The sequence below is a fragment of the Geobacillus sp. Y412MC52 genome (assembly GCF_000174795.2).
Lineage (GTDB): Bacteria > Bacillota > Bacilli > Bacillales > Anoxybacillaceae > Geobacillus > Geobacillus thermoleovorans.
The window spans coordinates 919,816-940,898 of the sequence record NC_014915.1 but is presented as its reverse complement, the minus strand read 5'-3'; the positions used below and the strand labels follow the sequence as shown (position 1 = coordinate 940,898).

At 52.1% G+C, this 21,083-nt stretch carries 21 protein-coding genes; 6 read left to right on the top strand and 15 right to left on the bottom strand.

The genetic code is table 11. The features are described 5' to 3' along the window. Positions 1-207: 207 nt before the first annotated feature. Positions 208-387 carry a YkvS family protein gene (locus GYMC52_RS04760; protein ID WP_013523278.1) on the top strand — a complete coding sequence of 60 codons (180 nt, stop codon included), beginning with the start codon at positions 208-210 and terminating at the stop codon, positions 385-387. Positions 388-418: 31 nt separating this feature from the next. Here the strand turns inward: GYMC52_RS04760 and GYMC52_RS04755 are convergent, their stop codons facing one another. From GYMC52_RS04755 to GYMC52_RS04720, 8 genes are all read right to left on the bottom strand, one after another. Beyond that, positions 419-1,102: an NAD(P)H-binding protein gene (locus tag GYMC52_RS04755; RefSeq protein ID WP_013523277.1), complete on the bottom strand. Its 684-nt coding sequence runs from the start codon at positions 1,100-1,102 to the stop codon at positions 419-421. Positions 1,103-1,155: 53 nt separating this feature from the next. Further along, positions 1,156-1,653 (bottom strand): preQ(1) synthase, encoded by a 498-nt coding sequence (queF, locus tag GYMC52_RS04750; RefSeq protein WP_013523276.1) that lies wholly within the window; start codon positions 1,651-1,653, stop codon positions 1,156-1,158. A 52-nt stretch (positions 1,654-1,705) separates the two neighbouring features. Continuing rightward, positions 1,706-2,440: a 7-carboxy-7-deazaguanine synthase QueE gene (gene queE / locus GYMC52_RS04745; RefSeq protein ID WP_013523275.1), complete on the bottom strand. Its 735-nt coding sequence runs from the start codon at positions 2,438-2,440 to the stop codon at positions 1,706-1,708. Then, entirely contained in the window at positions 2,440-2,877 is a 438-nt protein-coding gene (gene queD / locus GYMC52_RS04740) for a 6-carboxytetrahydropterin synthase QueD (RefSeq protein WP_011230477.1), read from the bottom strand. Before queD ends, queE begins: the two co-directional genes overlap by 1 nt. Then, on the bottom strand, positions 2,874-3,539 hold the full coding sequence (gene queC / locus GYMC52_RS04735) for a 7-cyano-7-deazaguanine synthase QueC (RefSeq protein ID WP_173346446.1): 666 nt from the start codon (positions 3,537-3,539) through the stop codon (positions 2,874-2,876). Before queC ends, queD begins: the two co-directional genes overlap by 4 nt. A 179-nt stretch (positions 3,540-3,718) precedes the next feature. Beyond that, complete coding sequence (locus GYMC52_RS04730) at positions 3,719-4,831, bottom strand: GerAB/ArcD/ProY family transporter (RefSeq protein ID WP_013523273.1); 1,113 nt, start codon at positions 4,829-4,831, stop codon at positions 3,719-3,721. A gap of 27 nt (positions 4,832-4,858) precedes the next feature. Further along, positions 4,859-5,944, bottom strand: coding sequence for a Ger(x)C family spore germination protein (locus GYMC52_RS04725; protein WP_013523272.1), 1,086 nt, complete (start codon positions 5,942-5,944; stop codon positions 4,859-4,861). 11 nt (positions 5,945-5,955) lie between these two features. Beyond that, complete coding sequence (locus tag GYMC52_RS04720; protein WP_013523271.1) at positions 5,956-7,470, bottom strand: spore germination protein; 1,515 nt, start codon at positions 7,468-7,470, stop codon at positions 5,956-5,958. Positions 7,471-7,610: 140 nt separating this feature from the next. Here GYMC52_RS04720 and GYMC52_RS04715 point away from each other — a divergent pair, with 140 nt between their 5' ends. Then, positions 7,611-9,221 carry a methyl-accepting chemotaxis protein gene (locus GYMC52_RS04715; RefSeq protein WP_013523270.1) on the top strand — a complete coding sequence of 537 codons (1,611 nt, stop codon included), beginning with the start codon at positions 7,611-7,613 and terminating at the stop codon, positions 9,219-9,221. Positions 9,222-9,280: 59 nt separating this feature from the next. Here GYMC52_RS04715 and GYMC52_RS04710 read toward each other — a convergent pair whose 3' ends face one another. Beyond that, entirely contained in the window at positions 9,281-10,321 is a 1,041-nt protein-coding gene (locus GYMC52_RS04710; RefSeq protein WP_013145950.1) for a membrane protein, read from the bottom strand. 107 nt (positions 10,322-10,428) lie between these two features. Beyond that, positions 10,429-11,175: a FixH family protein gene (locus tag GYMC52_RS04705; protein WP_013523269.1), complete on the bottom strand. Its 747-nt coding sequence runs from the start codon at positions 11,173-11,175 to the stop codon at positions 10,429-10,431. 267 nt (positions 11,176-11,442) lie between these two features. On the opposite strand from GYMC52_RS04705, the gene GYMC52_RS04700 reads away from it, so the two are divergent. The 4 genes from GYMC52_RS04700 to mntA all read left to right on the top strand — a co-directional run bounded on the left by GYMC52_RS04700 (position 11,443) and on the right by mntA (position 15,682). Next, entirely contained in the window at positions 11,443-13,581 is a 2,139-nt protein-coding gene (locus GYMC52_RS04700) for an ATP-dependent Clp protease ATP-binding subunit (protein ID WP_013523268.1), read from the top strand. Positions 13,582-13,956: 375 nt separating this feature from the next. Next, the gene (locus tag GYMC52_RS04695) at positions 13,957-14,307 is read left to right on the top strand and encodes a hypothetical protein (RefSeq protein WP_015731670.1); all 351 of its coding nucleotides are present in this window, start codon (positions 13,957-13,959) and stop codon (positions 14,305-14,307) included. A gap of 184 nt (positions 14,308-14,491) precedes the next feature. Beyond that, a complete protein-coding gene (locus GYMC52_RS04690; protein WP_013523267.1) occupies positions 14,492-15,091 on the top strand; it encodes a hypothetical protein in 600 nt (199 codons plus the stop codon). Positions 15,092-15,274: 183 nt separating this feature from the next. Next, on the top strand, positions 15,275-15,682 hold the full coding sequence (mntA, locus tag GYMC52_RS04685; protein WP_013523266.1) for a type VII toxin-antitoxin system MntA family adenylyltransferase antitoxin: 408 nt from the start codon (positions 15,275-15,277) through the stop codon (positions 15,680-15,682). A gap of 132 nt (positions 15,683-15,814) precedes the next feature. Here mntA and GYMC52_RS04680 read toward each other — a convergent pair whose 3' ends face one another. The 5 genes from GYMC52_RS04680 to GYMC52_RS04660 all read right to left on the bottom strand — a co-directional run bounded on the left by GYMC52_RS04680 (position 15,815) and on the right by GYMC52_RS04660 (position 20,802). Continuing rightward, positions 15,815-16,468, bottom strand: a complete 654-nt coding sequence (locus GYMC52_RS04680; RefSeq protein WP_013523265.1) for a TetR/AcrR family transcriptional regulator — start codon at positions 16,466-16,468, stop codon at positions 15,815-15,817. Positions 16,469-16,479: 11 nt separating this feature from the next. Beyond that, positions 16,480-17,505: an ABC transporter permease gene (locus GYMC52_RS04675; protein ID WP_013523264.1), complete on the bottom strand. Its 1,026-nt coding sequence runs from the start codon at positions 17,503-17,505 to the stop codon at positions 16,480-16,482. Next, the gene (locus tag GYMC52_RS04670) at positions 17,502-18,230 is read right to left on the bottom strand and encodes an ABC transporter ATP-binding protein (RefSeq protein ID WP_013523263.1); all 729 of its coding nucleotides are present in this window, start codon (positions 18,228-18,230) and stop codon (positions 17,502-17,504) included. The genes GYMC52_RS04675 and GYMC52_RS04670 overlap by 4 nt, the downstream gene beginning before the upstream one ends. Before the next feature lie 129 nt (positions 18,231-18,359). Next, a complete protein-coding gene (locus GYMC52_RS04665; RefSeq protein ID WP_013523262.1) occupies positions 18,360-18,878 on the bottom strand; it encodes a GNAT family N-acetyltransferase in 519 nt (172 codons plus the stop codon). Between the two features lie 229 nt (positions 18,879-19,107). Continuing rightward, positions 19,108-20,802: a M3 family oligoendopeptidase gene (locus GYMC52_RS04660; protein WP_013523261.1), complete on the bottom strand. Its 1,695-nt coding sequence runs from the start codon at positions 20,800-20,802 to the stop codon at positions 19,108-19,110. Between the last annotated feature and the right edge of the window lie 281 nt (positions 20,803-21,083).

The window sequence follows — 21,083 nt, the reverse complement described above, 5'->3', positions numbered from 1 at the left end:
GGAAGGTGCCCAAACTCTTTTTCAGGGCACCTTTTTTAAATATTTAGGAAATAAATCTCTTTACTTGCGCATAAAAATAAGGCACACTAGTAAAAAAGCGCCTAATCCCCGCCGACCGGGGAGCGGCGACGGAATCAGGCAAGCCTCGATTCCCGCGGCCGTTCGCTTGAGCGGTCCATCCATCATTTTGATTAAAGGAGAATGATGATGATCAAAAAAGCGAAAGTCGGAGATATTATCGAATTTAAAAATGGGCTACGCGGCATTGTGGAGAAGGTGAATGAAAACTCCGTCATCGTGGATTTAACGTATATGGAAAACTACCGTGAACTCGATTTGCAAGAACGGACAGTCGTTAATCATAAAAACTATAAAATCGTCGAATAAAAAAAGAGGCTGCCAAGAGCCTCTTTTTTGTTTACGAAATGCGGGCGAGTTCATCACATTCATAGATATGGACGCCGCTCGTTGCTGACGCCGCCCGGTAAAACATCGCCAAAGCAAGCTGATGGGCGTCAACCGGCTTATACTTTTTCCATTTGCCGACGAACAAAAACGGAAGACGGCATAACAACCACCCGCCTAACGCTTCGCCAAGGCGGAACTCCCGGCGCTTGCCGACAAGCAGCGACGGGCGAAAAATATGGAGCGACGGAATGGAAAGCCGCTGCAACGCCTCTTCCGTCTCTCCTTTGACTCGCTGGTAGAAAAACGGCGAACAAGGGTTGGCGCCAACCGAAGAGACGGTCAAAAAGCTTTTCACGCGGCACTTTTCCGCCAGCGCCGCGGCGCGCAGCGTATATTCATAATCGACTTGAATGAACTGCTGCTTTGTTTTCGCCTTTTTGCGCGTCGTCCCAAGGCAGCAAAACACATCGTCCACATAAAAATATCGTTCGTACGATTCAAGCCGCGCAAAATCGACGACGACTTGCTGCAGCTTTTCATGTTCCACCGGCAGCGGAGTGCGGACGAAAATCGTCACACAGCGGTACAAATCCGACTGCAGCAACAGCTTCAGCAACTCTCCGCCGACCAAACCGCTCGCCCCAAGCAAAAGAGCTGTTCTTCGCTCCAACGCCAAAACCTCCAAGGCAAACATTCATTGTCCATTATATAGGAGTTGGAGCGAAAAAACTACCTCTTTTTTCATCTCTAGCGGTTGTCGACTTTTTCTGGATACAAGTCATGATTGAGCAGCCGGTATTCCGCCATTTTTTCGTATTTCGTCCCCGGGCGCCCCCAGTTGCAGTACGGATCGATGGAAATGCCGCCGCGCGGGGTGAATTTGCCCCACACTTCGATATAGCGCGGTTCCATGACTTTAATCAAATCGTTCATAATGATGTTGACGCAGTCTTCGTGAAAGTCGCCATGATTGCGGAAGCTGAACAAATACAGCTTCAACGATTTGCTTTCGACGCATTTTTTGTCCGGGATGTAGGTGATGTAAATCGTCGCGAAGTCCGGTTGTCCGGTTTTTGGACACAACGTCGTAAACTCCGGACAATTGAACTTCACGAAATAATCCCGGTCAGGATGTTTGTTGTCAAACACTTCAAGAAGATTGGGATTGTACGTAAACGAATACGTTGTCCCTTGATTGCCAAGCAGCGTCAAGTCTTTCAATTCTTCCTCTTTTCTTCCTGCCATTCCTTCATTCCTCCCTCATTATTCATTGCCGGGCGAATCGCCGCACCCCGCTTTACACGCCGCGCTTGTTTCCCCAAAGAAGCGTGTGCAGCTGCGGCAGGATGTGGACGTCTGCCAGCTCCTCCGAATCGGCGGCTTGTTCCACCAGCCATTCCAACCGACTGAGAAGCTTCGCGCGGAGTGCATCCACATCCGAATCGGCCACATCGGCGTTTCCTGTCTGCAAATAAAACGGAACACCTGGGTAGCGGCAGTGCACCTCTTTCGCATACGCCAAATCGGCGTCATCAAAGACGACGACTTTCAAGCTGATGCGCCGCACCCGGCTTTGGTCAGCCTGCAGCCGTTCAATGATTTGATCGAGCGCCGACCAGTCGGTGTCCATCCCCGAGCTTGGCGGCTTCGGGGAAAGGGTGACGTCGTCAATGTCAAGCAGCCAATCCTGCCAACGGCTCCCTTGCGTTTCAACCGCAACCCGCATCCCTTTTTCATGAAGAAGCGCGATGAGCTCCCCAAGAGCCGCAATCAGAAGCGGGTTGCCGCCTGAAATCGTCACGTGGCGGAAGCGGCGGCCGCCAATGGCTTCAAGCCGCCGCCAAATTTCGTCTGCCGTCAGCTGCTCGATCTCGTCTTTCGCTGATCCGTCCCACGTAAACGCCGAATCGCACCAGCGGCAGCGGTAGTCGCAGCCGGCTGTGCGGACGAACATCGTCTTTTGGCCGATCACCATTCCCTCTCCTTGGATGGTCGGACCAAAAATCTCCAACACCGGAATCGTGCGCGCCATTACCGCTCCCCCGCTTTCGGCCGGTAGACGACATAACTTGTCGGCGTTTCGCGGACAAACACTTGCAAACATTTCGGCTTGTGCGGCAGCGTATCCAAATAGCGCTGAATCGTTTCATAAATCGTGCGCGCCACCACTTCCGACGTCGGAAACCGATTCGGGTCATGACCGTCAAACCAATCGCTATGGTCGTTGAGCAGCGTATGGTCCAGCTTGCGATGAACGAGCTGTTTTAACGTTTGAAAGTTGACTAAAAAACCGCTCTCATCGAGCTCATCGCCGGCGACCGTCACATTGACGATGTACGTGTGGCCGTGCACGTTTGCGCAGCTCCCGGCCGCTTCGTGCGGGATGAAATGGGCGGCGGCGATGTGCATATCTTTGTTCAACTCATAGCGGTAATGATGCGCCACCTGCGGATAGAGCTGATGCATCATCGCGACTCCACCCCCGCTTTTTCCCGCAAATATTCATCCAACCCGCGCTTGCGCAGCACGCACGCTGGGCATTCGCCGCAGCCGTCGGCGATGATGCCGTTATAGCACGTCAGCGTCTTCGTGCGAATGAACTCGAGCGCCCCGAGCTCATCAGCGAGCTTCCACGTCTCCGCTTTCGTCAGCCACATGAGCGGCGTATGAATGACAAATTCGTAATCCATCGCTAAATTCAGCGTGACGTTCAATGATTTGATAAACACATCGCGGCAGTCCGGATAGCCGCTGAAATCTGTTTCGCACACTCCAGTCACAATATGGCGCGCGCCCCGCTGTTTGGCGAACACGGCAGCGAATGATAAAAACAATAAATTGCGTCCGTCCACAAACGTCGTCGGCAGCTCGCCTTCCTTTTGTTCAATGGCAATGTCGCGCCGCGTCAAGGCGTTCGGCGCCAACTGCCCGAGAAGCGACAAATCAAGCACTGTATGGCGGACGCCAAGCTCGTCAGCGATCGCTTGAGCGACGTCAATTTCCCGGCGGTGGCGCTGGCCGTAGTCAAACGTCACCGCTTCCACTTCACCAAACTGCTCTTTCGCCCAAAACAAACACGTCGTGCTGTCTTGGCCGCCGCTAAAGACGACGACCGCCTTTTCTTCATTCATCTTCATCATGATCAACCTCCTTCTGAATCAGCAGAAGAAGAGGTTTCCAAAACAAAAAAGGCCATACCCCTAGGATACAGCCGTCCCTAGTTTTTTATAGAGGGTTTTGCTAGAAACCTCTCCCGTACAAGCGTACGGAATTGTGATTCTTCTGTTTTCTCTATTTTACTATACCATACTCATGGCTTTTGTTGTAGCGCCTTTTTCACTTTTTCCGCCGTCCATACGTACACATACAGGAGCGGAACATACACCGCGACAAGATAAAACCCTGCCTTCGCTGTCCATTCCGTCAACCGCTCAATATCTGTCTTCTCTTGGAAAAACAGCGTCCCGACAAACAAGCAAGCGAGCAACACTGGAAGCGAACGGCGCTGCTGAACGGCAAACAGCTGTTTGACCACGCGCGTCGCCGCCCAAATAGAGACCGCGATGATCGGGAACACAACGAGTACGTAAATCGAGATGACAATATACTCCATCCGCTCGATAAACGGCACTTCTGGAATTTTGGCAAGCGTCAGCGTCGGCCATGTAATATGCTGGATTTGCTCTTTGTTATAAAACACGACGGAAATGAGGATCAAAACAAAATAAATGAACATCGTAAACGCGTTGGCCGCATGCGCCCACTTTTGCGAGGACGGAGCGTTTTTTAAAAACGGGTAATACATAAGCAGCATTTCAAACCCTAAATATTGCAGCACCATCTCTTTCGATGCTTTTGCCAATTGCCCAAACGAATGGTCGAACACCGGCAATAAGTTCCGGTATTGAGCATACTCAAGCGGAAAGAAAACCATCGGAAAAATCGTCAACAGCGGAATCACCACCCCCCAAACGCATAAGCCGACAACGACGCGAAACCCGCCGGAGACGGCGTAATACGTCAGCAGCAAAAACACGAGGCTGAACTGCCACGCCCCAATCAACGGGAACACCCATACTTTAATGATTTCAATGTATGATTGAAGCACCATAAACGCCGCCAACGCGTAGTAAAAAAGAAGTCCAAGGCTCAGCACCCCGCCGAGCCACCGCCCGAAGTACTGTTCATGAAGCGACACGAGGTCTCCGCCTAATGGAGAATGCGACAGCAGCCGATACATCAGCCAAATCAACACGTGCGCCGCCAGCCCGGCCAGCAAGACAGCCATCCAGGCATCCTGTCCCGCCTCTTTCATCAGAGGACGCTGAAAATTGAGTGCCCCGACCCCAACTTGCGTAGCGTGAATGACAAAGAACACAAGAAACGGGGAGATGAGAAACCGTTCCTGAATGGCCTGCTTCATCCTAATCCCTCCTCAATGTTCCCCGTCTTATTCGCCAATGCCTGTATGGACGATATCCACCGTGACGTGCGGGCGGATGTCCAGATTCGGGTATTCGCGGTAAAACGAGTCGGAATCCCAATGTCTTGTCACGCTGCGAACAAAATCTCCAATGCCGAGCGGGTCAATCCGTTTTTTCTGAAAATAGTGGAATAACCGGCGCATATTATGCTCCAATTCGTTTTGCATCTTTTTCTTCACATCAGCAAACAAATCCTGATCCGGCTGATCGAGCCATGACGGGTAATCCTTCACCGACGCATGGATATGGACGAACACGTCAAGCACATGGCGGCTTCCATCACGCTTCCATTCATATTTCGGCTTCGCCCATAAGTTTTGCAGCATCACCCGATCCTCGCCCTGTTTTCCGCGATTCCCAACATTCAGCTGGTAGACGCCGTTTTTCGTTTCCCCGAGCAAAATTTTCATCAAAAACGAATCGCGCAAACTTACATGCCCGACATATTGGTCGTCGCGAAACAACGCGACCCCTTCAAGCTTGACGAAATCTCCTTTTTTCTCAAAATACGGCAAAAATGGGTCGCTCCCCGGGGAAAAATAGCGATACAAAAACAAGTGCAAATTCGTTTTCGGCAAGTTCATCGACTGCTCGTTCTGCTCCACAAGATTCGGCAAATACAACGTATCGCTCAGCGTCGTTTTCGCCGTGATTTTCAGCAGCTCCTTAGCGCTTTCTTCCGCTACGCCAAGCAGCAAATGGCTGCCGACTTTGTTGTTGCGCGCGAGGCTGTGCGTAATTTGCGTCACCCCACGCCGAGCAAACTCCTTGCCGAACAAAATAAGCCGCAGCTGCCCTTCCTCAATCGGCAGCGCTGATTTCGATGACAGGCGCGGAATCAAGTCGTAGATCGTCGGCGACGTCGTCGTCAGCATATTCGGCTTTGTCATCGGCCCTTGCTTGAACGTCGGGTACACCGCAGTGCCAGTGTAGCGGCCGTTCTCGAAATCATACCCCATCTGTTGAATAATTTGAATTTCGTCAATCGGCCGCGAACTGACGCAGCCGCCAAGCAACAGCAGCGCACCGACCCATGCGAGCCCACGCCTCATCATGATCCCCCTTACTCATCAATATCGCGTTTTTGCTTCGCCGCATTCGGATCGTAACGAAACCGCGACCGCGGACGAAGAAACATCGGCCGCTCCGCCGTTTCACTGTATGGCGAACGAATGAATGTATCGCGGAAGCTGCGAACACGAAATGGATAAAACGGCAGCAAATACGGATAACCAAACGACTGCAGCCTCCCTAAATGAATGAGCAGCCCGCAGACGGCAAAGATAATGCCGATCCCGCCCCAGAAAGCGGCAAACAAAATAAATGGAAACCGGATGAACCGGATCGTGTTGGACATTTTGAAAATCGGCGTTGTAAACGAAGCGAGCGCCGCCAACGCGACGACAATCAACAAAATCGTACTCGTCAGCCCGGCATCAACGGTTGCTTGCCCGATGACAATCCCGCCGACAATCCCGAGCGTTTGCGCGACTTTCGTCGGCAGCCGCGCTCCGGCCTCGCGCAACAGCTCAATCGTAATTTCCAAAAACAGCACCTCGAGCATCGGCGGAAATGGCACGTTCGAGCGTGAATAAATGATCGGTCCAAGCAAGTCTTCGGGAATCATTTCATAATGATACGTCAGCACCGCCACATAAATCGGCGACGCCAACACCGAAAACGCAACGCCGAAAAACCGAATGAGCCGGAAAAACGTACCGAGCACCCATGGCAAATAATAGTCTTCCGGCGACGTAAAAAAATCGAAAAGAGCGGCAGGACCGATCACGGCATACGGGGAGCCGTCGCAAAAAATGGCCACCTGCCCCGACACAAGTGCATAGATGGCCCGATCGATCCGCTCAGTCGAGATAAAAAGAGGAAACGGCGTCCGCGAATTGTCCGCGAGCAGCTGATCCAAAATAGCGTTGTCAAACACGACGTCAAAATGAATGGACTCAAGCCGCTGCGTCACCGTCTGGATGATGTCCGGATTGGCCACGCCGTCGATGTAGGCGATGACCACTTTCGTTTTCGATACCGAGCCAATCGACATTTCCCGAAACACAAGATTTGGCGTCACCACTTGCCGGCGGATGAGATGCAAGTTGACGCCGACATTTTCCACAAATCCGACTTTGGGCCCAACGACGCTGAATTCGTTTTCCGAATCATTGTTTTCCCGAAGCCCTAAATTTTCGGCGGCGGCGCTCATGAGCGCCGCTTTGTTCGGTTGCTCGCGGAATGTGACAGCGACAAACCCTTTCAGCACCTTCTCTTCAATCAGCGCCGTGTCTTCGCTCACTTCAATGCGCTGAATCGGCACGATTTGCTGCAAGTCTTCCAATCGGACAGTCGGATGCTTTGGAATGTCGTTTTGCAAATGGCAAAGAATCCGCTCTTGCAGCACTTGCGGATCGACGAGCGAATCGAAATAGTAAATCGACAGCTCCTTGCCCCCAACGATGAACGACAATTCAACAAAATCGCTTGATTGCCGAAGCTTTTCCCAAAGTTGCGAAAGATTCCTCTGTGCGGGGCGCTTTTTCTTTTTCTTCAAAAACGAGAACCAACCCACGATGATCCCCTCGCCTTTCCGTTTACGGCATAGTCTTCCAATTGATCAACATTTTTATGCATACCTCTCTCATCCTATTGATTCGACGAAATCTTCTATATATTATTGAAAATAGACAAATAAAAAAAGGAGAATCGTCTATGAACAAATTGACGAAACGGCGCCGGGCAAAACAGGCGTTAAAAAAAGTAACAGCAACGGCGGAAGCACTGCGGCGGTCAATCGACGGAACGCGCCCGCTTGAAGAGCAGCTCGACCGCATCCGCGCCTTGTTGGATGAACAGCTTGGCCATGATGAATATTTTGTTCTTGTCGATGAAAGCGGATACGGAATTGTCCATACGAACCGCCTTCGCGAGGGAAGGGTGTTTGCCGACCCGGTCGGGCTGGCCGCCGCCCGCACGAACGAGCCGCTCTTGCAAGTGTACGAACGCGATACAGGCGAAGTGTTGATTGACGCCAGCTGCCCGCTTTGGACGGAGCCGGGCGGAAGGCGGTTCAATTTGCGGATGGGGCGGCTTATGCACCGTCCGTATTTGCAATGGGTGTTAGCAAGCATCGCCATCGCGCCCGCAGCCGTTGGGCTGGCCGCTTCCATCGCAGGGGCGCCGCCCGTTTTTGCCGCGCTGTGCGCCGCTCTCGTTGGGCTTGGGCTTGGCGCCGCCTGGCATCAGGCCATTGCCGCCCAGCTTCGCCATTGGTACGGCGTTGCCCGCACTGTCTCCTCGGGTCAATTGCAGACAGAAGTGAAAACGACGGGAAAACGGGATGAATTTCATCAAATCGCCTACGAAATCAACAAAATGATTCTCGGCATCCGCACGATCATCAATGAGCTTGGCAAAGCGGCCAAAACGGTGCATGATGTCAGCCATGAGCAACAAATGGAAATGCGCCGCCTCTCTGAATCGTTTGACGAAATCGCCGCCGCCGTCGAAACGTTCCGCGAAGGGGCGAAACAACAAACGACCGCCGTCGAGCAAGCGGGTGACGTCATCGGGCAGATGGTGGAACGCGTGCAACTCATGCGGGCCGCCGTTGAACGCGTCGTAAGGCAAGCGGGCGACGCTTGGTCGTCAGCAGCAGAAGGCATCCGCCTCATTGAGGAAACGAAAACAAACATGGACGCGATGCAGCGCGGCATCGGCGAAATGACTGCCCTCATCGACAAAGCAGCCAATGAAGCAGCGCGCGTTCATGAGATGATCGCCGCCATTCGCACGATCGCCAAACAAACGAACTTGCTCGCCCTAAACGCCTCGATCGAAGCAGCGCGGGCCGGTGAAGCGGGCCGCGGTTTTTCGATCGTCGCCGAAGAAGTCCGAAAGCTCGCTGAAGATACAAACGCGTTCGCCGCTGAAATTTTTGCTTCGCTCGACGCCATGACGAACGCGCTCAAAGAAACGGTGCAAGCTGTACAAGGAAGCGGCCTCCGCGTTGAAACAACGAAAGACTCTCTTTGGAAAACAGGGGAAACGTTCACATCGTTTCAAGGCATGTTCGCCCAACTGAACGACTTGCTTCAGCAAAACGAAGCGTATGTTAACGCCATCACCGCCGACAGCGAGCAGCTCGGCGGACTGATGGAAGACGTACGCACCGTCGCCGCCGATTTTTCAAACATGGTGCAAGAAACGGCGGCTGGGCTTGAGCAACAAACGCTCGCCCTTCACCAGCTGGCTCGGGAAGCCGACACGTTGGCTGCGGCAGCGCGCGATTTAGAAAAAATGATCGCCCGCTTCCACTCATAACGAAACGAAGCCCTTTCGTCCCCCTTCACCAAAAAACTTTGGGGAACGAAAGGGCTCATTTACCGGCGCGGCAGCTGCCGGCGCCAAAGAAGCCACAAAAGCACAAGACTCATATAACCAAACAGCGGATAGATGAATGACAGCAGCTCCCCATAATGAAACGGGCTGACCGCCGCAAACAGCAAAACGAGCAGCACGCCCAGCCATTTCCCGCCAAGCGGCGCCCAAACGCGCACTTGGCGTGCAAGTCCAAACATGCCGCCGATGACCGATGTAAAAATTTCTCCGTAAATGACGACGACATAAAGCCAATACAACACAGTAAAAAACGTATGAACGACTTCGGCCATTGGAATATCATAATCGTCCTTGTGTGGAAACGACAGCAGCACCATATGGTTCAACAGCAGCAAAACCGTCAACACCATTCCGCCTAACATCGCTCCGCGCCTCACCGCTCGCTCATCGGTCGCTTCGCGGGCGATGGGGACAAGCACCGCTTGGGCCATCGCCAAGTTAAAGGCCGCATAGGAAAACGGGGACAACATCGCCTTGAGGGAATAGTCCACCGCAGCCATGTCCGGACGGCACAAATCGCCAGCCACGATTGTTTTCACAAAGGCGATGGCGCTGAACAGCACCATCATCGGCGCGACAAACACGTTGACGCCAAACAGCCCTTTGCGGTCAAACAACATGACAAGAAGCGCCAAACCGAGCGTCAGCGTGACGCCCGCCTGCCTCGGCCAGCCGATCTGCTCTTCAAACACGGCACCCGCCCCGGCGATCATCACCGCCGTCACCCCCGCGATCATCGCCGTCATCACAAGCGTCACAAACGGACTCAACATTCTTCCGAACAAATAGCGATTCAATTCATCATATGACGCGGCTCCAATGCGGCGCGCCATCACCATCAGGCGCGCGCCGCCCCATGTGAACAAAACGCCGCTGACCGCCACCCCGATCGTCCCAGCCATTCCGTAGCGGGTAAAAAATTCAATAATTTCCCTGCCAGTCGCAAATCCCGCTCCAATCACCGTGCCGACGTAAACAGCGGCGATTTGCCATGCTTCCGACCATTCCGCTTTCTTCTTCACTGACTGCCCTCTCCTTCTCCTTGTCCGTTGCTTTACTTCTATATATATGTCCGCAGCGGACAAGAAAGACGAGTAGAAAAAAAGGATGCCTCCCTCGGCATCCTTCGTTACTGAACCGTCACTTGTTCGACTTGATGTTCGTGCAGCCCGCCGCTTCCTTCGACGTGCACTTTCACCGAATACGTTCCTTTGTTGGCAAACGTGGCCATTGCTTCGTATTCGCCGTTTCCTTTTTTATCTGCATCAACAAATTCATGCTTGTTGTCCGCCTGCCAAATCTCAAAGCGAACGGTGGCGTTCGTAAACGGCTTCCCATCTTTGGTGAGGTGAACGGTCAATGCCGCCGGTTTTCCGGCTTCGAACGAACGGGACGACAGCGAAATGGCGACGGCGCCATGATGGTGTTCTTCAGCACTGCCTTGGGAATTTTCGCGCGCACCGTCGGCCGTCGCCGCCTGTTCCGGGGTGCCGGCGACAATATCTTTTTTCGGCATGTTATGCATATCGCGCGCCGTCACATGGGCGACGACCGAATATGTTCCCGCTTGGGTAAACGTTTTTTCCACCGAGTAACGGCCATTGCCGTCATGCTTCGCTTCAAGCATTTCCCGCTCGTCGCTTCCATGCTTCCATACTTCAAACTTGACTTCGTTCGCATCGTCCACTTTTTCACCGCCGTACGTCACGACACAGGCGAGCTTGGTCGGTTTGTTCAAATCGATGTGATCCGGCGCATCGATTTTCACGTCAAGCACGGCCGGCGTCTCGGCTTGCTTGTTGTGATTTGTACAAGCAGCCATGATCATCATCCCCAAAAGTACAACAGCAAACGCGAAACCAACATGTCTTCTCATCTTCACCTTTCTCCTTTTTCCTTCAAATTCATGATCATCGTCAGCACCAAAGACAGAGTCTTTTCCGCCTCTTTTTCTGTTTTTCACTTTATCATAGCTTTGCCGCACCTACATTAGTATTCACCATTTTTTCAAAAACATTTCATCGTTATCACAATTTTTTTGTACAAAACACTTGAAAGTCAAAAAAGGTCAAAGTATAATAAAGTCGTAAGGTCAAAGAAAGTCAAAGTCAAAACCTGAATAATGGAAAAGGGGGTATGCCTCATGCGCTGCCAAGCATGCCAACAACGTGAAGCAACGGTGTTTGTCAACTTGCAATGGAACGGTGAAAAACAACAACTTCACCTGTGCCATGAATGCTATGAAAAACAAAAACAACAATTGTCGATTCCGATGATGAACTTCGGCTTTTCGCCGTTTTCCTTTGATGACTTCTTTACTAGCCCGTTCACAGCCGCCAACGCGGGGATGAGCTCGCCAGAAACGATGGCGAAACGCCCGCAAAGCCATAGCGGCGGATTTTTGGATCAGTTTGGCCGCAACTTGACGCAAATGGCCAAAGCGGGCTTGATCGATCCGGTCATCGGCCGCGACAAAGAAATCGCACGCGTCATGGAAATTTTAAACCGCCGCAACAAAAACAACCCGGTGTTGATTGGGGAGCCGGGCGTCGGGAAAACGGCCATCGTTGAAGGGCTGGCGCTGAAAATTGCCGAAGGGCAAGTGCCAGAAAAACTGTTGAACAAAGAAGTGTACTTGCTTGACGTCGCTTCGCTTGTTGCCAACACCGGCATCCGCGGCCAATTTGAAGAGCGGATGAAACGGCTCATCGCCGAACTGCAAGAGCGGAAAAACATCATCTTGTTCATTGACGAAATCCATCTGCTCGTCGGTGCTGGAGCCGCTGAAGGCTCGATGGACGCGGGCAACATTTTAAAACCGGCGCTTGCCCGCGGCGAGCTGCAAGTCGTTGGGGCGACGACACTCAAAGAATACCGGCAAATTGAAAAAGACGCGGCTCTTGAGCGCCGCTTCCAACCGGTCATCGTCCAGGAGCCGACCGTTGAGGAAGCGATCGCCATCTTAAAAGGCATTCAGCCAAAATATGAACAATTCCATCATGTCCGCTATACGGACGAAGCGATCGAAGCGTGCGTGAAATTGTCGCACCGCTACATTCAAGACCGCTTCCTCCCGGACAAGGCGATCGACTTGCTTGACGAGGCCGGCTCGAAAGCGAACTTGCGCCTCGGCCCGACCGATGAAAAACAACTGCAAGAGCGGTTGATCCAAATCGCGAAAGAAAAAGAACAAGCTGCGAAAGAGGAAAACTATGAACTGGCGGCGAAACTGCGCGCTGAAGAGCTGAAGCTTGAGAAACAACTCGAGCAAGGCGTCACCCAAGAACGCCCAACAGTCGATGTGGCGGACATCGAGCAAATCATTGCCGAGAAAACCGGCATCCCGGTCGGCAAACTGCAAGCCGATGAAAAAGAAAAAATGAAACATCTCGAAGAAAACTTGGCGAAAAAAGTGATCGGCCAAGCGGAGGCGGTGAAAAAAGTCGCGAAAGCCATTCGCCGCAGCCGCGCCGGCTTGAAAGCGAAACACCGCCCGATCGGTTCGTTCTTGTTCGTCGGCCCGACCGGCGTCGGGAAAACGGAGCTCGCCAAAACGCTCGCCGAGGAGCTGTTTGGCACAAAAGACGCCATGATTCGCCTCGATATGAGCGAATACATGGAGAAACATTCCGTCTCGAAGCTGATCGGTTCGCCGCCGGGCTATGTCGGCTTTGAAGAAGCCGGCCAGCTGACGGAAAAAGTGCGCCGCAACCCATACAGCATCATCTTGCTTGACGAGATTGAAAAAGCGCACCCGGATGTGCAGCACATCTTCCTACAAATTTTGGAAGACGGCCGCTTAACCGACAGCCAAGGCCGCACCGTCAGCTTCAAAGACACGGTCATCATTGCGACAAGCAACGCCGGCGCAACCGATAAAAAAATCACCGTCGGCTTTGAAAAAGAGGGCAACGGGCAAACAAGCGTCCTTGACTCGCTCAGCGCCTACTTCAAGCCGGAATTTTTGAACCGCTTCGACGCCATCATCGAGTTCAAGCCGCTCGAAAAAGCGCACTTGCTTGAGATCGTCGACCTGATGCTCGCTGACGTCAAAGCAGCGATGCGCGAACAAGGCATTGAACTCGAAGTGACCGAAACGGCGAAAGAAAAACTGGCCGAACTCGGCTACCATCCGGCCTTCGGCGCCCGCCCGCTCCGCCGCGTCATCCAAGAGCATGTCGAAGACAACATCGCTGACTGCCTGCTTGACGCGGATCAATCGGTGCGCGCAATCCGCATCGACGTTGAAGGGGACGCCATTGTGGCGAAAATCGAATCATAACTTACAACAGAGGATCCGCCGAACATGAATTTTGGTTTCGGCGGATCTTTTTTCCGATAGACCGTTTATCAAATCGATTTTTCACCTCGATTAAGTCAAGTCAAGCGTACTTTCAGTGAAAGGGAAATATTTTATAAAATATTTCTTTTGGAAATATTATTGACACTTACTTTTTTTTTTGCTAAAAATAAGGGCTCTTCACCACAACATGTACTTGACAAGCAATACGGTTTCCTGCACAAAGATGTGCCAAAATCACGGACTTGTTGATTTTCCCTCACAAGCGTAAATGGGGTATGTTCAGAAAAAATCAAGTACAACTTTTGGTGAAGAGCCAAAATAAGTTATAAATTCTAAATATTAGGAGGGATTGTGATGTTCAAAAGAAAGATGATCCAAACCATTAGTCCGCTTCTTTTGGCCGCATCGCTTTCTCTTACTCCATTTCATAAGACAGAAGCTGAAATCAATCCGACCTATATCCCTTATGATGGATATGAATACGTTCACAGCACAGATACAAGAGGGCTGACCATTTATTGGACCCATACCCATGTAAACAACAAATCGACTACTGACACAGTTTCCCACACAGTCAAGAGAGAAGCGTATGCAACCGCTACTGTTTCTTCGTCGTCCACATTTAACGAGATGGTCCTGGAAGTAGGAATTAGTACGGAAGTCAGTTTAGGAGCGCGGGTGGAGAAAACAACAACTGTTACTTGAACGATCCCTCCTTATTCCACCTATACCCTTCGATATGGAAGCCGTTGGGTGAAAGCGACCGGTAAAGAAAATTACTACAGCAGAGGAACCCTCATCAGCTCAAAAACCGTCAGCGGACAATGGACATATGAGGGATATTCTGACAGCATTAAACAAAACTAAACATTCATGACATGGTGATTTTATGAGCAAAAAATTTTTCCATTCCCTTTTCATCTTCTTTCTCTTGCTGGCGGCGTGCGAACGCGAACACGATCCCGCCCCTGTCGCGCCGCATCCGGTGGAGAAAGCGAAGCAGGAACATAAACAAGCGGAGACGGAACAGAAGCCGCTATCGTTGGAACAGAAATTTCTCCCCCCTCATTTTCTAGTCAATCAATTTATTGCAAAGGCGACAAGTCGATCAATCGAGCTGACGATTCATTACACCATCTCGGAACAGCTGTACCGTTTGCTTGAACAGTATCAAGATTACTATTTCGTCATTCAATATCCAGAGGAACTCTCTCGCCTGACCCATGTTGATCATTCCAACGCGCTTAAAGGCCCTTTGCCGACAAACGGGCGACTGTCGTATGCCATCACGATTACTTCCACCTGGGCAACCGATATCCCCGAGGGCCTGGTAGATCGAATCAATCATGGAGACTTGCGGTATAATCTTCTTATTTTGGACAAGGAACGGTTCCCCGTGCATATTTTCAACGATGTTCAATGGTACCAATCGTTCGATCCAACCAAAGGATCCAACGTCATTTCAGAAGACGATGGTGCAAGAAAATGACGGCCGTTCGGTCAAACTTTTTCGACGACCGCATGTCTGATTCTTGAGGTCAAACTCTTTCGCACGAATAAAAGATTTTCGCTGTAAAAAGGGCGGCCGCCATCGCCCCTTTTTCTTTTCCGCCTTTTCTCCAGAGCGAAAAGATTTTGCTATAATGAAGAAAAACGCAAGGGGGCATCGCGATTGCCAAACGAAATGGAGACGATCATCATTCAGACGCTCCGCCCGGCTCTTCACCCGTTCGTCATCTACCTGTTCGGTTCAGCCGCCCGTGGGGCGATGCGCTCGGACAGTGATGTCGATATCGCCTTTGTCAGCGACGGCGAACCGCATGATCCGTATGAGCTGTTTCGGCTCGCCGGGGAGTTGGCTGACAAGTTAGGGCGCGATGTCGATCTTGTCGATTTGCGCCAAGCCAGCACCGTGTTTCAAGCGCAAGTCGTCTCAAGCGCAAAGGTGATCGATTGTGGCGACGAACGGAAACGAATGGAGTTTGAAATGAAAACGTTGAAAATGTATGCAAAGCTGAATGAAGAGAGGGAGCCGGTGTTAAAACGAATTGCGGAAAGTGGGTCGGTGTATGAAAAATGATGTGAACTTGGGCGTGGTCTGAACCAGAAATGGATGAGGACGCCAACGATCCAAGAATCCCACGGCTTTAGCCGTGTGGAGTGTCAAGCCAAGAAAAACAGCTAGGCCGGCTCCCACGCGGAAGCCGGCCGTCTAGCGCCGCAAACCGTTCATCAGCACGCGGATCGTCCGCTCCATTTCCGCCTCATCGTCCCAATTGTGGTCAGGCAAAAGGAGAAAACGGGCGGCCAAAAAGCCGGCGAGCGATGTGATCGTCAGGCGGATGACCGAATCGACCGGCAGCTCGGCCAACTCCCCTTTCTCTTGAAAATGGCGGACAATGCGGGCAAATTTTGGATACACGTGCTCTGTAAACACGCGTTGAAAACATTGTTTAATCTCGGAATGAAAGGCGAGCTCCTGCCAAAGCACACGAATCGCCGGCAAATATTTTTTCACAAACGCATAGCGGTTGGCGAGCACCGCGCGCAAAAACTGTTCGTACGTCTCATATTCGTTGTCAAACACTTCGCGGACGAATTCTTTCGCCAAAAATGGGGCGACGGACTGAAACAATGTCGGCGTGACGATGGCCAACAGCAAGTCTTTTTTCGTCTTATAATGGCGGAAGATCGTCCCTTCCGCCACCCCGGCCTTTTTGGCGATTTCGCTCGTCGAGGTCGCCGCATAGCCTTTTTCGGCAAACATTTCAATGGCGGCTTCCAAAATTTTCAGCTGCTTTTCACTGAACTGCTCTTTCCTGCCGCCTATTTGCAGCAGCTCTTGAATCCATGGATGCTCACTCATGGCTATACTCCTTACAGCTTGCGGTATTTTTTCAGCGCTACTACATTTAATAGCATAAACAGCAACGTAAAGCCAAGCAGCACGTACACATCCACGGCGATGGCGCCAAAGCCCTCTCCGCGCACCATAATATCGCGCAGCGCGTCCGCCCCGTAGGTGAGCGGCATGATGACGCTCAGCGAGCGAAGCCATTCTTCCATCGTGTCAAGATTGAACAAGCCGGAGAAAAACACTTGCGGCACGACGACAAGCGGGATAAACTGCACCATTTGCAGCTCGTTGTTGGCGAACGCCGACAGCAGCATCCCAAGCGCAAGCGCCGTCATCGCCAGCAAAAACGTAATGAGCAGCACATACCAAAACGAACCTTCCATCATCATGTCCAGGACATCAATGGCAAACCATGAAATTAAGCTTGCCTGAATCGTCGTAAACAACCCGAACCCGATCATGTAGCCGGCGACCATTTCCCAGCGCCTGAGCGGCGTCGCCATCAGCCGTTCGATCGTCCCGTTCGTCCGCTCGCGCAAAAATGACACTCCGGCAATCAAAAAGACGAAAAAGAAGACGAAAAAGCCGATCAACACGGGGCCGAAATAATCGAATGACGCCATGTCGCTTGACCCGTGCCAATACGTGGTTTTCAGCTGAAACGGGGGCTTTGGCGCCATGGACTGAAACGCCTTTTGCACCGCGGCCATCACCGCCTGGTTGGCAGTCGGGTCGCTTCCTTCCAGCGTGACGTGCAGAGCGCTTCCGTTCATGTCAAGCCATGCGTCAATGTCTTGATCGTCCAGCTGCTTTCGCGCTTGTTTAACCGACAGCTCTTTCACTTTCGCCCCTGCTTCTTTCAACTTGTCCACAACCGCCTCAGGCACGTGTTCGCTGACGGCAATGGCTGGTTTGTATTCTTCTCCATTAAACACCAAATCCATTAACAACAAGACGAACATCGGCGCGACAATCATGAGCGCCAGCGTGCGCTTGTCGCGGAAAAACTGGCGGATGATGCGGACGACAATGGCCAACACTCTCATCGACGGACACCTCCAAACGTCAAAAACGCTTGCTCAATCGTTTCCGCCCCTGCTTCCTGTTTCAGCTCATCCGGGCGGCCGACGGCGATCAAACGGCCTTCGCGAATCATGCCAAGCCGCCCGCACTTTTCCGCTTCATCCATCACATGGGTCGTGACGACAATGGTTGTGCCGCGCTGGCGAATCCGCTCGAGCTCCGCCCAAATCGATTGGCGCAGCACCGGATCGATGCCGACCGTCGGCTCATCCAAAATGAGCACGTCCGGTTCATGAAGCAAGGCGATCGCCAGCGACAGCCGGCGCTTCATCCCTCCTGAATATTGGTGCACCGGCTTTTTTCGATCATTCGTTAAGTTGACAAGCGCCAGCATGTCATCGATCCGCTCTTTTTGTTTTTTCCCTCGCAACCCGTAGATGGAAGCAAAAAATTGCATGTTCTCCAGCGCGGTCAATTCTCCGTACAGGGCATCCGACTGGGCCATAAAGCCGATCCGCTTCATGACGCCAAGATTGGGCATATTCACGCCCAGCACGCGAATCGTCCCTTCACTCGCTTGATCAATGCCGGCGATCATGCGCACCAACATCGTCTTGCCCGCCCCCGACGGGCCGAGCAGGCCGAAAATTTCTCCCGCGCGGACATCCAACGACACATCGTCGATGACCACTTTTTTTCCAAACCGCTTGGAGACACGCTCGACTTGAATACATGGATTGGCGGTCATTGTTTTTCTCCCCTTTACATAGTAGTGAGCAATCACTCATTTATAGTATAATGAAGATAAACTCTTTTGTAAAGTGAGTAATCACTCACAAAATGAATTTTTTAAGCTGCCGACGGTTCGGCAGCCCACCTACTGTTCCATCAATTGGACGTCTCGCCAGCCGTAGCACCACTCCCATAACGCTTTCCCTCCGATTTCCACCCTTTCCTCGGCTGCCTTTTCACCGCCAAGCCGTTCGTAAAAACCGCGTGACGGATTGTCGGCAAGCACCCAAACAGCCATGGACTGAATACCCTTTTTCGCCAAATCGCGGGTCAACGCCTGAACGAGCTGCCGGCCGAGCCCTTTTCCTTGCACCTCTTTAAGCAAATAAATGGCATAGAGCTCCCCGTCATACTTCGCTATCGGACCGTCGGCTGCCCGATTTGGTCCGCCGGAGACAAATCCAACGACGCGCCCGTTTTCCTCGGCGACAAACACAGAATGACCCGATTGGCTGAGCACCTTCTCCCATAAGGGTTGTTTTTCTCCCACTGACAACGTCTCCAAGTACGCGTCCGGCACAATGCCGCTGTATGTCGTCTTCCAACTTTCGACGTGGACCGAAGCGATGGCCGGTGCGTCGGCCCATGTGGCTTTACGGATCATCGTTTTCCCCCTTTTCCCCAGTTTGATAGAAGTTTTCAAATTGAACGCTCTCCCACCTACGCTTGAGCTTTGAGGTGGGAGATTCTTGGGAACACCCGCCCCACAGCAGGCTGTCAACCAAGCCATCCCCGCCCACTTCCGCTCACGCGTGGAAGTGGGGGTCTTCTCGGCGAAAGATGATAAAGAAAAGCAGGGCGGTGCCGTTCCCGCCCGCCTTCTTTGCTTCTTTTTACAAGGCTTTGTCATCGACGCTGTCCAACCACCGCTCGATATGGCCGACGACCGAAGCGACCGCCCCGTCAGCAAACGGCGACTGTAGGTTGGCGCTTTTGACGAGCTCGGTAAACGGCCGGCTGCCGCCCAATCGACAAAGCGCCACATAGTCGCGCCACGCCGAAGCCCGGTCGTCTTGCGCCCGCTTCCAAAACTGGAACGCGCACACTTGCGCGAGGGTGTAGTCGATGTAATAAAACGGGTCGGTGTAAATGTGCCCTTGCCGCTGCCAAAATCCGCCGCGCTCAAGATAGTCATGGCCGGCGTAGTCTCTTGTCGGCAAATACGCTTTTTCGATGCTGCGCCAGACACTCTTCCGCTCAGCCGGCGTCATATCCGGGTTCTCGTAGACAGCGTGCTGAAATTCATCGACCGCAACGCCGTACGGCAAAAACAAAAGCGCGTCGCTCAAATGGGCGAACCGGTATTTGTCGGCGTCTTCGCCGAAAAAGAGCTCCATCCACGGCCATGTGAAAAACTCCATGCTCATCGAGTGGATTTCACACGCCTCAAGCGTCGGCCAGTTGTATTCCGGAATGTCGTAATGGCGGCTCTCATACACCTGGAACGCATGCCCAGCTTCATGGGTGAGCACATCAATGTCGCCGGACGTCCCGGTAAAGTTCGAGAAAATAAACGGCGCCTTATAGTCATCGATATAGGTGCAATAGCCGCCGCCCGCCTTTCCTTTTTTGGCGACGAGGTCCATCAATTCATGTTCGACCATATAGCGGAAAAACTCGCCTGTTTCCGGCGACAGCTCTTCATACATTTGCCGGCCGTTTTGGACGATCCAATCGGCATCCCCTTTTGGCGTCGGATTGCCGGTCGGGAACATAAACGGCTCGTCATAATAGTAAAGCTTCTCCACCTGAATCCGTTGCCGCTGGCGCTCGCGCAGCTTTGCTGCGAGTGGGACGATGTGCGTTTTCACTTGTCGGCGGTAGCCTGCGACCATGTCGGCATTGTAATCCGTTCGGCCTAAACGGGCATAGCCGAGTTCCACAAAGTTTTGGAAACCGAGCTTGCGAGCAATCGCCGTGCGGACGTGGACAAGCTCATCATACAATTCATCGAGTTCTTTTTCATAGTCCGTGAAAAACGAAAATCGTGCCTCACTCGCCCGTTGGCGCATCGCGCGGTCCGGCGACTCAACAAACGGCTGCAGCTGCGCGAGCGTCCGCTCTTCCCCTTCAAACATGATTTTCGCCGATGCGATGAGCTTCGTATATTCGCTTGCCAGCTTGTTTTCTTTTTGCAAGTCCTCTACAATCGCCGGTGCGTATGTTTTCAGCTGTGTTTCGGCCAACGCAAACAGCTGTTTCCCCCACACTTGTTCCAATTCAGCGCGGAACGGCGAGGAAACAAGCGCGCGGTAATAATCGTTGACAAGCCCCTTGACGACTGGCTCCGTTTCGTCGAAAAAGTCTTGCTCTTTTTTATAAAATTCATCGTTCGTATCGATCGTATGGCGAATATGGCAAAGGTTCGCCATCGTACTGTAGCGGCGGCGCAGCTCATTGATCCGCTTCATCGCCTCGTGTTGCAAGGCGGCGCTCCCCGCACGGCGGAACGAATCAAGCGCTTCTTGAAACGATGCCTGCAATTGAGCGATGTCCGGCCGCTCATAACGAAACTCAGAAAACTTCATGCTCATCCCCTTCTTTATATGATGATGGGAAAAGATCCATCCCCAGTGAAATGAACCTTTTCCATGTTTCACCAACCAATTGTATATTCGTCGAACTTCAAAAATATCCTCCTTTTCCAACTCCTTAAATACACTTCCATTTTACCCCACAAAAACAATACAAAGCAATGATCATGTCTGGTATGTAGAGGAGAGTGTCCATGAAAATCCAATGTCTTGACTCACTCTTCCAACCAAAAGATATTGACGGTTTTTGTCGAATTGAGTAATATAATGTCGGC